This is a genomic window from Terriglobus albidus, assembly GCF_008000815.1.
Classification (GTDB): domain Bacteria; phylum Acidobacteriota; class Terriglobia; order Terriglobales; family Acidobacteriaceae; genus Terriglobus; species Terriglobus albidus_A.
The window spans coordinates 24,266-37,739 of the sequence record NZ_CP042806.1 but is presented as its reverse complement, the minus strand read 5'-3'; the positions used below and the strand labels follow the sequence as shown (position 1 = coordinate 37,739).

14 protein-coding genes are annotated in these 13,474 nt (G+C 56.2%); 7 read left to right on the top strand and 7 right to left on the bottom strand.

Annotated elements, in window-relative coordinates; translation table 11 throughout:
- Positions 1-67 precede the first annotated feature (67 nt).
- The 3 genes from FTW19_RS00180 to FTW19_RS00170 form a co-directional block, all read right to left on the bottom strand.
- Complete coding sequence (locus FTW19_RS00180; protein WP_147645698.1) at positions 68-2,713, bottom strand: ABC transporter permease; 2,646 nt, start codon at positions 2,711-2,713, stop codon at positions 68-70.
- On the bottom strand, positions 2,710-3,054 hold the full coding sequence (locus tag FTW19_RS00175; protein WP_147645697.1) for a PadR family transcriptional regulator: 345 nt from the start codon (positions 3,052-3,054) through the stop codon (positions 2,710-2,712). The genes FTW19_RS00180 and FTW19_RS00175 overlap by 4 nt, the downstream gene beginning before the upstream one ends.
- Before the next feature lie 141 nt (positions 3,055-3,195).
- Entirely contained in the window at positions 3,196-4,041 is an 846-nt protein-coding gene (locus FTW19_RS00170; protein ID WP_147645696.1) for a TIGR03435 family protein, read from the bottom strand.
- 144 nt (positions 4,042-4,185) lie between these two features.
- Between FTW19_RS00170 and FTW19_RS00165 the strand changes: the two genes are divergently transcribed.
- Positions 4,186-4,695 carry an STAS domain-containing protein gene (locus FTW19_RS00165; protein ID WP_246153498.1) on the top strand — a complete coding sequence of 170 codons (510 nt, stop codon included), beginning with the start codon at positions 4,186-4,188 and terminating at the stop codon, positions 4,693-4,695.
- 114 nt (positions 4,696-4,809) lie between these two features.
- On the opposite strand, the gene FTW19_RS00160 is transcribed toward FTW19_RS00165, so the two are convergent.
- From FTW19_RS00160 to FTW19_RS00145, 3 genes are all read right to left on the bottom strand, one after another.
- A complete protein-coding gene (locus tag FTW19_RS00160) occupies positions 4,810-5,715 on the bottom strand; it encodes a polyphosphate kinase 2 family protein (RefSeq protein ID WP_187143177.1) in 906 nt (301 codons plus the stop codon).
- A 294-nt stretch (positions 5,716-6,009) separates the two neighbouring features.
- A complete protein-coding gene (locus tag FTW19_RS26340; protein WP_147645695.1) occupies positions 6,010-6,393 on the bottom strand; it encodes a zinc-ribbon domain containing protein in 384 nt (127 codons plus the stop codon).
- A gap of 514 nt (positions 6,394-6,907) precedes the next feature.
- The gene (locus FTW19_RS00145; RefSeq protein WP_222705510.1) at positions 6,908-7,900 is read right to left on the bottom strand and encodes a sigma-70 family RNA polymerase sigma factor; all 993 of its coding nucleotides are present in this window, start codon (positions 7,898-7,900) and stop codon (positions 6,908-6,910) included.
- Positions 7,901-8,070: 170 nt separating this feature from the next.
- Between FTW19_RS00145 and FTW19_RS00140 the strand changes: the two genes are divergently transcribed.
- The 3 genes from FTW19_RS00140 to FTW19_RS26385 are packed head-to-tail and all read left to right on the top strand — an operon-like array spanning position 8,071 to position 9,506.
- Positions 8,071-8,661: a dihydrofolate reductase family protein gene (locus FTW19_RS00140; protein WP_147645693.1), complete on the top strand. Its 591-nt coding sequence runs from the start codon at positions 8,071-8,073 to the stop codon at positions 8,659-8,661.
- A gap of 6 nt (positions 8,662-8,667) precedes the next feature.
- Positions 8,668-9,075 (top strand): hypothetical protein, encoded by a 408-nt coding sequence (locus tag FTW19_RS00135; protein WP_147645692.1) that lies wholly within the window; start codon positions 8,668-8,670, stop codon positions 9,073-9,075.
- Positions 9,012-9,506 carry an LIC_13387 family protein gene (locus tag FTW19_RS26385; RefSeq protein WP_432445165.1) on the top strand — a complete coding sequence of 165 codons (495 nt, stop codon included), beginning with the start codon at positions 9,012-9,014 and terminating at the stop codon, positions 9,504-9,506. The genes FTW19_RS00135 and FTW19_RS26385 overlap by 64 nt, the downstream gene beginning before the upstream one ends.
- On the opposite strand, the gene FTW19_RS00130 is transcribed toward FTW19_RS26385, so the two are convergent.
- Positions 9,500-9,727 carry a hypothetical protein gene (locus tag FTW19_RS00130; RefSeq protein ID WP_147645691.1) on the bottom strand — a complete coding sequence of 76 codons (228 nt, stop codon included), beginning with the start codon at positions 9,725-9,727 and terminating at the stop codon, positions 9,500-9,502. The genes FTW19_RS26385 and FTW19_RS00130 overlap by 7 nt on opposite strands.
- Before the next feature lie 148 nt (positions 9,728-9,875).
- On the opposite strand from FTW19_RS00130, the gene FTW19_RS00125 reads away from it, so the two are divergent.
- The 3 genes from FTW19_RS00125 to FTW19_RS00115 all read left to right on the top strand — a co-directional run bounded on the left by FTW19_RS00125 (position 9,876) and on the right by FTW19_RS00115 (position 13,423).
- A complete protein-coding gene (locus FTW19_RS00125; protein ID WP_147645690.1) occupies positions 9,876-11,648 on the top strand; it encodes a tetratricopeptide repeat protein in 1,773 nt (590 codons plus the stop codon).
- 415 nt (positions 11,649-12,063) lie between these two features.
- The gene (locus FTW19_RS26380; protein WP_147645689.1) at positions 12,064-12,681 is read left to right on the top strand and encodes a CGNR zinc finger domain-containing protein; all 618 of its coding nucleotides are present in this window, start codon (positions 12,064-12,066) and stop codon (positions 12,679-12,681) included.
- 25 nt (positions 12,682-12,706) lie between these two features.
- Positions 12,707-13,423 (top strand): alpha/beta fold hydrolase, encoded by a 717-nt coding sequence (locus FTW19_RS00115; RefSeq protein WP_147645688.1) that lies wholly within the window; start codon positions 12,707-12,709, stop codon positions 13,421-13,423.
- Positions 13,424-13,474: the final 51 nt, after the last annotated feature.

The window sequence follows — 13,474 nt, the reverse complement described above, 5'->3', positions numbered from 1 at the left end:
TAGTTCCGCGATATCCCTCCACTTAGAATCTCGGCTTGGCAACCGGAACGAGCGCACCATCACATCCTTATTCGGCGCGTAGCGTAACCGCCGGCTCGACGCGCGTTCCAGCGCGAGCAGGGATAAGAATTGCAACGAGGGCGACCAATGACAGAAGCAGCGGGGCAACGATGTACGTTAACGGGTCATATACGCTGACCTGGAACAGCAGCGTCTTCAGCATGCGCGATACTGCGAGCGCAGTACCGAGCCCGATCGCCAAGCCGACCAGCACCATGCGCAATCCGTCATTTGCGATCAAGCGCAGGATATTCGCTCGCGTGGCGCCGAGGGCAATGCGCACACCGATCTCGTGTGTCCGCTGCGTTGTCATAAATGCGATGAGGCCATAAAGACCGACAACTGCCAGCACTAAGCCCGTCAGAGCAAAAAATCCAAGCAGCGTTGTTAAAAATCGCGGGCGGTCTGCCAGCCGGTTGAGGGACTGATTCAGCGGCTCCATCTCAACCGGAATGGTGTGATCGATGGAAGAAACCTCTGATCTGACCCACGGTTCAATCGCAGCGAGCGGCATGGCGCTATCCACAATCACCATCAAATGGTTTCCGCCCCAGTTGTCGGGTGCGCTCCGCAGCAGCGTGTACATCTCCGGATCGCTTTGTTCCGTAAGTCCGCCGTTTTTTACGTTGTCTGCCACACCAACGACTATGGCTCCGGCGCCGCTGACATGCGCGCCCGGCAGGAATCGCTTTCCAATGGGATCCTCACCTGGAAACAGACGCTCGGCCAATAACCGGCTGAGAATCAGCTCGCGCTCCTCTCCTATACGGTCCTGATCCGCGAAGTTCCGTCCGCGCAAAATCGGAATATTAAGTGCGCGGAAATAGTCGGGCGTCACGGATCGGCCCACAACCGTTCCGCCGGTCCCTGGAGGGATAGGTGGTTTGCCCTGCAGGTGCACGTCGGAGAATCTAAAGCCGTCTTGCCACCCTCCCGGTGGAATCGAGTCTGTCAGCCCCACCGCACGTGTGCCGGGCAGTCGCCGCAGAGATGATTCAAGACGAAGATAGAAGTCCATGACCTTCTGATTTGTGTTGTAGCGCCACCAGGGAAGCGCCACGTTCACGGTCAAGACCCCACCAGTCTGCATTCCGAGATTCTGCTCTTCGATCTTCGTAAAGCTGCGCAGTAGCAGCGCCGCACCGGCGAGCAGGATGATGCTGACGGCGATCTGCGCCGTGACCAGGCCGCTCCTCAAGAAAGCATGGCTTCGCGACATCGATGACTTTGTGTTCAGCGCGGCCAATCCCGGTTTCTGCAGCGCTGTAGCAAGACCGAAGATCACTCCGCAGAGGCACGAGACCAGAGCCGTGAATACTGCAATGCGCAGATCGACATGCGCTTTACTGATGAATGGGATTCCGTTCGGAGCGAGGCGAACAAACACCATGACGAGTGCTTGCGCTATTGCGAGTCCTGCTACGCTTCCTGCGAACGAGAGCACGAAGGCTTCCGTCAGTGCCTGGCGAATAAGCCTACCTCTGCTTGCGCCGATCGCCGAACGAACCGCAAGCTCGCGCTGCCTCCTCGCTCCGCGTGCCATCATCAATCCGGCTACGTTCGCGCACGCTATCAGCAAAACCGCAAGGACAAACCCAAAGAGAACCCACGCGATCGGCCGCGCCTCCTGCATCTCGCGATCACGCAACGTCCGGACGCTGAGACGAGTTTCGCTTTTCGCCGAAGGAGGGAACCACTTGAGGTCGTCGTTGAACAGAGGCTGCATCTGCGCGTACGCCTGAGCCACGCTCACGCCGGGCTTGAGCCGCGCAAATACCCGTTCTGGGTAGCCGAACCCGCCATTCACCTTCTGCTGAACCGCTGGATTGAGAGCAAAAGGAGAGACGATATCTGCCGCTTCCAGAGTAGGAAACTGAAAATCCCTGGGCAGGACGCCCACAACCCGGGCGGGATTGCCATCCACATTGATCATCCGGTCCAGGATGTGCGGGTCGCCGTTGTAATGTCCCTTCCACAGCCCGTAAGAAATCATCACCACGTTGGGTCCATTGGGACGATCCTCTTCTGGAAGAAAGTTGCGACCAAGAGCTGGAGAGATTCCGAATAAAGGAAGAAAGCTCGCCTGAAATGAAATACAGCTTAGTTGCGTTGGGTCGTTCTCGACCAGGTCGCAATTGTGGCTCCCCGTGCTCTGAGCTGCAAGAGCCGAAAAAGGGGTCTGATCCTTCTGCCATTCCACATAGAAGCGCCCCATCACGAACTCCTGCCGCTCCAGTGGATGCACGAATCCTACCGACACAATTCGCCCGGGATCTGCATATGGTAAAGGCCGGAACAAGATGCGATCTACAAAGCTGAAGACGGCGGTGGTCGCGCCAATGCCAAGTGCGAGAGTGACGAGGACGCTGATGGTAAACAGAGGATTGCGGATAAATCCGCGAAACGCGTAATGAACGTCCTGCATGACGGTCCCGATCCACCACCCCGGCCGTTGCCGCTCGCATCGTTCCCGCGTGGGCTCGATCCCACCAAATTCAATAAGCGCCTGACGGCGCGCTTCGGCTGGGTCCATTCCTGCCACAATTCTGGTTGTGATTGCCTGTTCGAGATGGAACTCGATCTCTTCATCGAGTTCGCTGCGCCTTTTGCGAAAGATCAGGAAGCGAAGCCGCGTCAGAAACCCAAAGATCATGAAGACGCCTCCGCGGTCCGGCCAAGAACAGACGCGATCGCAGAGGACAAACGATCCCAGGTAGCCAACTCCGCCGCGAGTTGCTTCTTGCCTGTCTGGGTCAGGCGGTAATACTTCGCCCGCCGATTATTCTCCGTGATCTGCCATTCCGATCGTATCCAGCCCTTGTATTCGAGGCGATAGAGGGCGGGGTAAAGCGATCCCTGCCCGATCTGCAATACGTCTTTCGATAGCTGTTGGATACGCTGCGCTACGCCCCACCCGTGCATTGGCTCAAGCGCGAGCGTCTGAAGAATCAGGAGATCCAGTGTTCCCTGCAGAAGGTCAGTTGATGGCGGCATCTTTGTCTTCTCTCGACATTCGACAATAGTCTTCGCCCCATTCCTGTCGAATGTCAAGGGTGGTTGCGTTATGACAAGCCCTGCCTGCAATCTACCGTGCACAAACGCGTCCGGTGCTGATGGTTTCTGTTTTAGTGCTCGTCAGTTTTCTGATGGGCGCTCAACGCGGTCGACAACAAGTACCTGCACAGGAGCCTTGGTACGTTCTAACTTCAAACCTAACTGCTCCTGCAGCGCCGTAACGAGCTGAGGCGCCGAGGCATCCTCGGGAGTAGGACCTGCGCCAGAAGCATTGATGTCGTCAGGCGTCCAGGTGAGCGTGAAATTGTAAAATCCCTTGAGGTCCGTTCTGTCCACAACAACGCTCTTTAGTTCCATGGTGAGAGCGTCTATTAGTGGTTGCATCGGCTGCCCCATGCTCCTGATTTGGCCGCGTCTTCTTTGCCTAGAACCACCGTCCCTCATCCCGTTGGGACCGATCGCTGGCTGGATCTCTGTCATTCGAACACCACTCTTGGCAACCACCAGCGCGTAGACAGAGAGCTCCTTCGTTTCATTGTGAAATTTCAGATTAAACCGATCTACTAAGATCTTTTGCAGCATCGGCGTTCGCTGGATAGGATCAACCACCTTGCGGAATGCTGTCACATCCTCATCAGCCACCTTTGCGGTGATGTCGTATCGGTCTTCCGTAGCCCAGCCGGGCAGTCCCACGATTTGGTCGCTCATGGTGATACGGAATGCCCATTGGAGAATGTCGATGAGAGGCATGTTTGTGATCGTCACTCCATTACTCATTGGAGGGGACATGATGTTCATCTTCTCTGCTCCGGAGTGGTTAGGCTTTACGGATACCACTTCGAATTCCATCGGTCGACCGTCCGTCGTCAACAGCCGTGGTGGGATACCTTGAGCACCGGATGCGTGCGGTCGAGCCAGCAATAACACGCCGAGCAGGACTAGCAATTTGCGAAAAAGTATTTTCATGTAGGTTTCCCACTCCTCAATGTGTCCCGAAAGTTCGGCTCCGCTGCGGTGGAGCTTGCTCACAGGTAGACGACGTTACCGTGAAGAATAGAAACCTGCAAGTGTTAGTAGCATTCCAAGCCCTGCACTACACCTACAGGGAAAATGCTCTATTCGAGACTGCCAAAATCGCTGATAATCCTTCATAATCCTTACCGCATCGCCGAGACAACGACAGTCGCACCTGTTACGCGCGAATACCTGAGCGATGGGCAGGCGCACATTTTGCAGGACAAGGACATACCGTCTAACGTAACCATCCTGCGTATTCATGGTCCGTTTCTCTTTGGCACAACCGAAAAGCTTGCGGAGGCCACCAAGGACCTCGCCTCCTTCGGTGATGTGGTGATTCTGCGGCTTCGCAATATGACGGCGCTCGACGCAACCGGCATGCATGCTCTTGAGCAGTTCTCCGACCGCCTGCGCGGAGCAGGTAAGACGCTGCTGCTGTGCGGCGCGCGCGACCAACCGTCGCGGCTCGTCTCGCAATCAGGCTTTCTCGATCATGTGGGAGCTGAAAACGTTCTGCCGCATGTCCAGGCAGCTCTCGCCCGTGTGCGGGAGATTCAGGGAGATTTTGTGGGGGTGGGCCGAGAGATGGCTCACGAATCTTGAGCGCCGGTCACTCTAAAGCGTTTTTCCCTGTTTCTGAGTATCCCGAAAGGGGCGTGCTCTGGCGTTTCCATTGCGGAAAACGCCCATATTGTTCCGTTGGGTAGATTGGCGAATTTACTGCGAACTCAAGAGAGCCTTTCTGGCCCTGGCGATCTCGGCCAGCTTAGCCTTGTCAACGCGCGGATAAGCGAGATTGAGATTGGCCATGGCGTCAATCACGGCAGCGGCTACAACCTCCCGGCTGAACCACTTGTTATCGGCGGGTACAACGTACCAAGGGCTCTCTTTGGTCGCGGTGTTGCGAATCATGTCTTCGTAGGCTTTCTGATACTGGTTCCAGAAGGAACGTTCTGCCATGTCTGAGACGGAGAATTTCCAATTCTTGTCGGGCACGTCCGCGCGCTCGAGAAATCGCCGTTTTTGCTCGTTTTTGGAAAGGTTGAGAAAGAACTTCACGACGACAATACCGTTGCGCGACAGATAACGCTCGAAACAACGAATATCCTCGAATCGTTCATTCCAGATCTTCTTTGTAATGAGGGAAGGGGGAATCTTTGCTTTATCAAGCAATTCGGGGTGCACCCGGACAACCAGGGTTTCCTCATAGTAACTGCGATTGAAAATACCGATGTGTCCACGATTGGGCAGGCACTTCATGCAACGCCACAGATAGTCGTGGTCAAGATCCTCGGCGGAGGGAGCCTTGAACGAAAAGACCTGGCACCCCTGGGGATTCAGGCCGGACATCACGTGTTTGATGACGCCGTCCTTACCGGCTGCATCCATGGCCTGGAAGATGAGCAGGACGGCCCATTTGTCCTGGGCATAGAGCATGTCCTGCAACTCCGCTAAGGCCTGAATTCCGTTCTCCAAGGCCTCCTTGGCAAGCGGCTTGTCTTCGGAGCCGAAGCCCAGAGTCTCGCCAGGGTTGTACTTGCTGAGTTTGAAATTCCTGCCGTTGATGACTCGAAAGGGTTTTGCTAATTTGCGAGACGATTCGATTACTTCCTTGATCTTCATAGGAAACCCACAGTGCCCTTGCAAAAATTGGCCAGGGCCGAATCCGGTATGCGATTTAGAACGAGTCCGTACGAATCTTAAAAAGCTCGACGAAAGCACGAATATTCAGACATCACCCCGTCAAATGTCCGAGATGCCCGTTCCCCGGTCACTTGCCTAAATCGTAGATCGATCTGAATAACTCGATGAGTGAATCGCCCTGTTCGCAACAATTGAGGCCACCACACAAGCTGTGCCGCCCGCGGGCTCCTAGATGACAAATCTGCCTTCCGGAGAACGGGGGCGACAAGGAGATCAGTAGCGGCGGCGATCCCGGTCGCGATTTCCTCCGCTGGGGCCACGGCCTCGTCCACCCTGCTCTCGTCCACCCTGCTTTGGCTTGTAGCAGTTCTTACAGTAAACCGGCCGATCCCCGCGTGGCTCAAACGGAACCGTGGTGGTTTGTCCGCAGCTGGCGCAAACGACCGTTGTTCCGGTGCTCATGCCGGAGTTGTAACCGGCCGTGCGTCCACTATCTTGCTGGCCATACGAGCTTGCGCTTTGCTTCGCTTGGCGGCAAGGTTTACAGCGCTTAGGCGATGAGTACCCACGCTCCTGAAAGTACTGCTGTTCCATTGCGGTAAATACAAATTCCTGCCCGCACTCGCTACATTGAAGTGTTAAATCGGTGGCACTCATGGATAACCTCACTCGCAAGTGTACAGCCCTGTGAGCATGTTTGAGGCGGACGGTACGGAGCAAAATCGGCGCCCCCACGTGACGCAATGCGCTCATTGAGTGCCGGCTTCCGGGAAGCAGACGACTGGATCTTGCCAATGCTTATAGTGGGGAAACGGCCGTTCTGGCCGGACGCTGTTTTGCCAAAAGTCATCCGACCTGCTGCGATGCGGCCGGAATTCGCAAATTAATTGGATGGCACACATTTCGGCGCACCTATTCCACGCTTCGGATTGCCAACGTCGAGAACGTAAAGGTCGTTCAGGAACTGATGCGCCACGCCAACAGCCGATCCACGCTGGACGTTCACTCGCAGGGCGCGCATCGAGCATAAGAGGAAGGCGCAGCCGCGTGTAGTCGAGGCAATTTTTAGCGATGAGGATCAGATACAGATACCGGTAGTTCACCACATCGACACCTGGATGGCTTAGCGCGGATAGATCGCCTTCGAGTCCACAATGGACTCGAAGACGGTCTACTGTGCACTCGGGAGGGATTGCGGCAGGCCGAATAAGGGGAGGACAGTGTTTTCGAAGCGGGTTATGGCGCCGATTCGGTCGCCGGCGAGGGTGAGGACGAAGATGCCGGATCCGCGGATGCCGGTGGGGGTGTGTCGGTAGACCCCGAATGCCGGCTGACCGTTGGCTCGCGTCGGCACCAGTTCGAATCTCTGTATCGTGCCGAAAACGAATGCGAAGAAGCGGACCACGCTGTCTCGGCCCTGGTATTCCAACGGTATCGGTGGCATCGACATGAAGACGTCGTCGGTCAACAGAGCCACCAACGCGTCGATGTCGGCAGATTCGTAGGCGCTGACGAACTTCGCCACGATCGCGTCCTCGGCAGGTGAGCCGCTAGCAGGCGGCTGCTCTCGCGCAGCAGTCGCCGGCAGTCGGCGCTGCATTCCTGCACGCGCGCGTTTGAGGGCGCTTTTTACCGATTCGACGGTCGTGTCCAGCATGTCGGCTACTTCGTTCGCGTGGAATCCGAGGACGTCGCGCAGGATGAGGATGGCGAGCTGGCGAGGCGGCAAGATCTGCAGGGCAGTCACAAAGGCCAGGGAAATGGATTCGTTTTGCTCGTAGCGCGCCTCCGGACCGAGCGGCACACTGATCGCACCGTCCAGAAGGGCGTCGGGATAGGGCTCGAGCCAGTGGACCTCGCCGAGTCCAGTGGGTTCCGGTGGTTCGACTCCCGGGATGTCCCACTGTTTTGCAGGACGTCGGCGAGCAGAGCGCAGTGTGTCGAGGCACCGGTTGGTGGCGATGCGGTAGAGCCAAGTGCGAAGTGAGGCGCGCCCGTCGAATCGTTCGAGACCTCGCCACGCGGCGAGCATCGTGTCCTGGAGAGCGTCCTCGGCATCCTGAAACGATCCGAGCATCCGGTAGCAGTGCACCTGTAACTCGCGACGGTGTGGCTCGGTCAGCGCTCGGAATGCTTCGCCGTCGCCGGCCTGCGCCCTAGACATCAGATCCGTCCTGGCCAACTCCACTCCCGCCACCTCATTCCTTGCGTGCAGCTCCAGACTATATGGACGCCGGCCAAGGCACGAAAGGGGCGGTCGCGGAGCGCCTCCTTTTCCGATGCCGCGGCGTCTACACCAGTGATCGCTGACAACATTGTTAAAGGAGTACGGAAATGGGAAAGATCGTCATCAGCACAAATGCCACACTCGATGGAGTGGTCCAAGACCCGGACGGTCAGGAAGGCTTCGAGTTGGGCGGCTGGTTCCACCAGTTCGTGGGGGGCAAGGACCTCGAAGATTGGGTTGCCAACGAGACGGAGGAAGCGCTGGGTGCCGAGGCGCTACTGCTGGGCAGGCGGAGCTTTGAGTGGTTCGCGTCCCGGATGCCTTCGTTCGGTGTCCGCGTAAGCCGCGAGTGGGGGGACATAATGAACAGCATCCCAAAGTACGTCGTGTCGTCGGCCCTCGAACATCCTCAGTGGAGCAACACCACGGTCCTCAACGGCGATGCGGTAAAGGAGATTTCGGAGCTGAAGCGGAAAGTGGATGGGGAAATCCTGGTCTACGGCAGCTATCAGCTCGTGCGCACACTGATAGAACAGAATCTGGCCGATGAATTGCGGCTGGTAGTTTTCCCGGTCGTGCTGGGAACCGGCCTGCGTATCTTCGACGAGACCAGCGACAAAAAGCCGCTACACCTGGTCAATACACGAAAGATCGGTGACGGTCTGCTGTCCTACACCTACGAATTCGTGCAAGGCTAACGGCTGATGGCCACCAACGCCATCAAGCAGGCCATCGCCGCAGCAGCAAAAGACGGCGATGAAGTAGCGCGAGGTCGAATGGCGGACTGGTTCCCGGCCGCCTCGACCGAAAGCGTTTCGCGGAGAGTCGCTATGACCCATACTCCTGACCTTAACCGTATCGAATTACTGCGTGAATTCTGGGACGAAGCGCTAAAGAGGCTAAAGGCACGCGCCGAAGCAGCGCAACGGGATTCAGAACATGTGATCAACGATCCCTCGACCGACAAAGTACTCAAGGGCCGCAATGCAGATCTGGACTCTCAAAGCGCAGTCTCGATCGGAACGCCAAACGAAAAGAGGAATCTTAGATGTCCGAAAACAGACCAAAGAACATGCAGCTACCAGGCTTTCCCGTCTCACCGACAGTATTGATTCGCCTTAGTTCAGTTCTGGTTGTTCTATTAATGGCTGGACATGCATCGGCATACCCTTGGACCTCGACCCACCTCGTCCGAGAAGCACAACTCGTCGATTCGATGAAGGCTGTTGACTTTGAGTTCATGGGAGAACGTTCAACCTATTGGAGTCTCTATTTTGGATGGGGTCTCCTAATCGGCATTCTTCTGCTAACGTTGGCAACTATTTTGTGGCTCTTGGCGGATCTTGCCCGTCTTGCCCCGCGACGCGTAGGAGTCATTACTGGAATCATCTCCGCGAGCTGCGTGGCCGGCGCCTATCTCTCCTTTCGTTTCTTTTATGTGCCACCGTTTCTATTTTATTCGGCTCTCTGCTTAGTTCTTCTCGCGGCAACCGTGCAACTGCTGCGACAGGAGACAAGATTTCCCGATGGAGAAACTCAGTAGTGTCCGGTTCGTTTGATGGCGCTGGTTTGGAGAGATACATCCGGAGCGTTTCGGGTGTCGACGATTTGAATTGGGTTCTGCTTGTTTGCGTTACCTTCGGGTTTGAATCGTCCCGGACGCATGATGAACGTCGGCAAGACGCCGTTCGCGTAGGTGATGGAGTTTGTGCCGTGGAAGACTTTGACTTGCATCTCCTTCACATCAGCGCGTATCCAAGACATTCCGGCCATCGTAATAGCAATGTACCTCTCATACGGGTCGTGAATTGATACGCACTAGAGGGCAATCCAGTTCGAAGAACATGATGCGAAATGGCTCGGTTTGAGGAGTCGCGCCCCAGTGAGTACTTGCCGTACATAGGAGCAAAATATGCAACTCGGCCAAGCATCTGTGGCGAAGTCTGATGTGAGACCCCCCTGCGTGACATCCGTCCGTTCGGTACATTCGTTGATAAAGTCAGCAATCAAGCACAGCAGACTTGCAGCGAGCCTTCTGGTGGTGCTGCTCGCCACGTCGTTCGTGAATGCCGGTGCGCAGACTAATCCGGTTTCTCCCGCGCCCCAGTCTATGAGTTGTCACATGGAACTGCCGCCCGCCAAAGACCAGGCTCCCGCACAAAGCATTCTTTCTGGATACGGAGATGGCGGCTTCCCCATCCAAACGGCCAGTGGAGAAGCCCAAGCTTACTTCAACAACGGAATGCAACTTGGCCATGCGTTCGCTCATAGGTCTTCTGCGGCCGCCTTTCGTCGCGCGGCGCAAATCGATCCTTTATGTGCCATGTGCTTTTGGGGCGAAGCCTGGGCACGTGGTCCTTCTATAAATTTCACTATCGATAACGCAACCCAAGCAGAATTGGCACGACTAGCCGATCACGCTGCCGCGCTCGCCAAGGACAGTCCTGAACGCGAGAGGGCCCTCATCGCTGCTCTGCAGGAGCGATACAAAGATGGCGGTGGTAAAGGGGAGGGCGATCAGCGATATGCCCGCGCCATGGATGCGCTCGCGCAAGCCTACCCTACAGATAACGAGATTGCTATTATGGCTGCTGATGCCTGGATGATTCCCGCTTCGCAGGAGAATACGCAGAATCATCTGGATCGTGTGATTCAAATTCTTGAGCAGGCATTGCAGAGAGCCCCAAACAACACAGGTGTCATTCACCTCTACATCCACGCCACAGAGATGGATGGCGTAGCAGCCGAAGCCCTTCCGTATGCTGAAAAGTTGGAGGCGCTGGCGCCTGCAGCGAGCCACCTCGTTCATATGCCCTCCCACACCTACTTCTCCGTAGGCCGTTATCAAGATGCCGAGCAGTCGAATCTTCATGCGGTTGCCATTGACTTGAGAAATGCCGAGCGCCTCAAGCCCCAAGGTGGAGTTTTCGGTTTGGGCTATCACGACCATAATGTGATTTACGGTGAGGAGGCCGCGCTCATGGACGGCGATTCGAAAAATGGCCTCGCCCTTGCCGCTTCCGAAGTTGAACAAATCCCTAATCTCAAACCGAACGCGATATTCCAGCAATACGAGTTGGGAGAGGCCTATATCGTGTATGGCCGTTATGGATCGGAATCCGATATCAACGGACTTGCAGACCCAGGTGAATCGCTACCATTCGCACGAACGCTTTGGCATTACGCGCGCAGCGAAGCTGCTGTACGTCGCGGGGATGTAGCCGCAGCGAAAGAAGAACTCTCACGCGTCGCACTTACAAATGAGCAAAGTTCTTCGTTTCGTGATTCCTTCCCGCAAGCTTCCGACCTCGTAGATATCGCGCATCTCGTTCTTCTTGGCCGTACGGCAATGATGGAAAAACATTTCAGCGATGCGGAAGCCTTATTTCGAGACGCCGCGGAGAAACAGGAAACAAAACTCGCAACCCTCGTTGATCCTTCCGGCTGGTGGTATCCCGTCCGCCGCAGCGTCGCCGCCGCCCTCTTGGCTCAGGGAAACTATAAAGCTGCCATGGTAGAGGCAAAGCAGGCGCTGCTCCACTGGCCGAACGATCCCGTAAGCCTTCGAATCCTATCTGACAGCGAAACCCGGCTGGGCTACCTGGAGGGCGCTCAGAGTCACCTTCGATTGGCTCGTTCGGCCTGGATGACAGATATCGATGCTTTGCCTCTATCGCTCATGTAATGACTTTCGGTTTCCGCAAAGTATCGGGCCCTCTGGCGGTAAGCAGTAGTTTCGAATCCGTATCCTCCGCTAGATAAGAATTCGTCCCCAATAGGAGCTACCGTCAGCCTCAAAGAAGGCCCTAGCTGCGGACCTTCAGCCGCCCGATGCTCATTGAGGCTTCGATCTTGTTCGGAACTGTCCCATCAGATCGGTTCGAATATCCGGAGGCAGGTAAAGCATTCGGTCGATGCTCCCACTCAAGGACTGCGGCCGTCTCGAACGAGCCCGACGCATCAGGATGTCGCGGCGAAGTGCCGTGAGACTGGACACGCCTCAGGCGGTTTCGGTCTCCACGCAAGCCACGAGAGATCGTGCCTCTTAGTCTCAGGGTGAAAGTGTTGATTAATGCGACACCGTATTATATGGTGTCGGTATGAGATTGGAACAGCCAGCAGCCGATGATCTCTACTCCTTCAGGTTTCGCGGAGGTTGTCCTTGCCTGAACCTTGTCGCGACTGTGGGTTGGCGAAGCGCATCGAAGCCTGTGGAACGACTTCGGTCAACAAGTGATCTTGCGGATTGGCTGATTGCTGTGCAGCTTGTGACAGTTCGGCCCAAGGTTATGCCAGACGAACTTACAAGCGCGCGCCGATTGCGCGAGGCTGTCTATCGTCTCGTCATGGCAACGATGAAGCACCGGTTGCCCAACCCGAACGACATTGCACTCATAAACCGCTGGTCTCGTATTCCCCAACCGGTTCCAACTCTCAAGTTGGGAGATGGTCTACTGCATCTTCAGGAAAAAACACCCCAGCCGACGAGAGCCGCTTTATCGGTGATCGCACGAGACGCGGTACTCCTCCTCGGCAGCAAGAGGATTCTGCGGGTGAAAGAGTGTGCCCGGCCCGACTGCACCCTTTTGTTCGTGGACGCGTCCCGGAGTGGACGCCGTCGTTGGTGCTCTATGGACGCCTGCGGCAATCGTGCCAAGACTGTCGACTATCGCAGGCGCTTGAAAGGCCGAGAAGTCCCTACGAAGACACCAGCGTAATAGCAAACAATTGGAGGAGAAGAGAATGAAACTGAACGTGCACGAATGGGGCACTGGCGACCGCACCGCGCTTTTGATCCATGGTCTGTTTGCAGATCATCAGAACTGGTACCGGGTCGGCCCCGCTCTCGCAGAACGCGGCTACCGAGTGATCGCTCCCGACCTGCGCGGTCATGGTGCGAGCCCCCGTGGAGCATACTCTCCCGAATTGTGGGCCGCGGATCTCGTTGAGAGTCTCCCCAAAAACGCCGATCTTGCAATCGGTCATTCTCTCGCAGGCATGGCGCTTGCTCTGGCAGTAAAAGGACTCGCAGTCCGCCGAGCCATCTACGTCGATCCGACCTGGAAGATGAACAAGGAGCAGCATGTAAGCTTCGGCTCAACATGGCGTGGACAACTGGCATGGACGGAGGAGCAGTGGAGAGCGGCGAATCCGCGGTGGGGTACAGGTGATATCGAAGCTCGTGTTGAGTCGATGAGGACGTTCGATCCTGCTTGCATCGAAGGATTGGCCACTGGCAACGGTCACGACCACATGCCAGAAAGAACAGACATTCCGGCACTGATCCTGGTAGCCGATCCCAGTCCGTTCATTACGTCCGAAGATGCTGTTGTGTTGAGCAGCAGCGGATTCGACGTTCAAACGCTGAAAGGAACCAGCCATTCGATGTTTCGTGAAGACTTCGACGCATTTATGTCCGCCATGGATGAGTGGCTCGTCAGGAAACCGATTCGACGCTAGTCGGATCTTTTCGCAACAAACGTACGATTCTTGAGGTTTGATGTGGTGACC

Bases quoted from the DNA above. Each gene is read 5' to 3' on its own strand.
- FTW19_RS00175 (WP_147645697.1), bottom strand. From the start codon at position 3,054: ATGCCGCCATCAACTGACCTTCTGCAGGGAACACTGGATCTCCTGATT.
- FTW19_RS00145 (WP_222705510.1), bottom strand. From the start codon at position 7,900: ATGTCTAGGGCGCAGGCCGGCGACGGCGAAGCATTCCGAGCGCTGACC.
- FTW19_RS00115 (WP_147645688.1), top strand. From the start codon at position 12,707: ATGAAACTGAACGTGCACGAATGGGGCACTGGCGACCGCACCGCGCTT.
- FTW19_RS26380 (WP_147645689.1), top strand. From the start codon at position 12,064: ATGAGATTGGAACAGCCAGCAGCCGATGATCTCTACTCCTTCAGGTTT.
- FTW19_RS00165 (WP_246153498.1), top strand. From the start codon at position 4,186: ATGCTCTATTCGAGACTGCCAAAATCGCTGATAATCCTTCATAATCCT.
- FTW19_RS26340 (WP_147645695.1), bottom strand. From the start codon at position 6,393: ATGAGTGCCACCGATTTAACACTTCAATGTAGCGAGTGCGGGCAGGAA.
- FTW19_RS26385 (WP_432445165.1), top strand. From the start codon at position 9,012: ATGTCCGAAAACAGACCAAAGAACATGCAGCTACCAGGCTTTCCCGTC.
- FTW19_RS00160 (WP_187143177.1), bottom strand. From the start codon at position 5,715: ATGAAGATCAAGGAAGTAATCGAATCGTCTCGCAAATTAGCAAAACCC.
- FTW19_RS00125 (WP_147645690.1), top strand. From the start codon at position 9,876: ATGCAACTCGGCCAAGCATCTGTGGCGAAGTCTGATGTGAGACCCCCC.
- FTW19_RS00130 (WP_147645691.1), bottom strand. From the start codon at position 9,727: ATGTCTTGGATACGCGCTGATGTGAAGGAGATGCAAGTCAAAGTCTTC.
- FTW19_RS00140 (WP_147645693.1), top strand. From the start codon at position 8,071: ATGGGAAAGATCGTCATCAGCACAAATGCCACACTCGATGGAGTGGTC.
- FTW19_RS00180 (WP_147645698.1), bottom strand. From the start codon at position 2,713: ATGATCTTTGGGTTTCTGACGCGGCTTCGCTTCCTGATCTTTCGCAAA.
- FTW19_RS00170 (WP_147645696.1), bottom strand. From the start codon at position 4,041: ATGAAAATACTTTTTCGCAAATTGCTAGTCCTGCTCGGCGTGTTATTG.
- FTW19_RS00135 (WP_147645692.1), top strand. From the start codon at position 8,668: ATGGCCACCAACGCCATCAAGCAGGCCATCGCCGCAGCAGCAAAAGAC.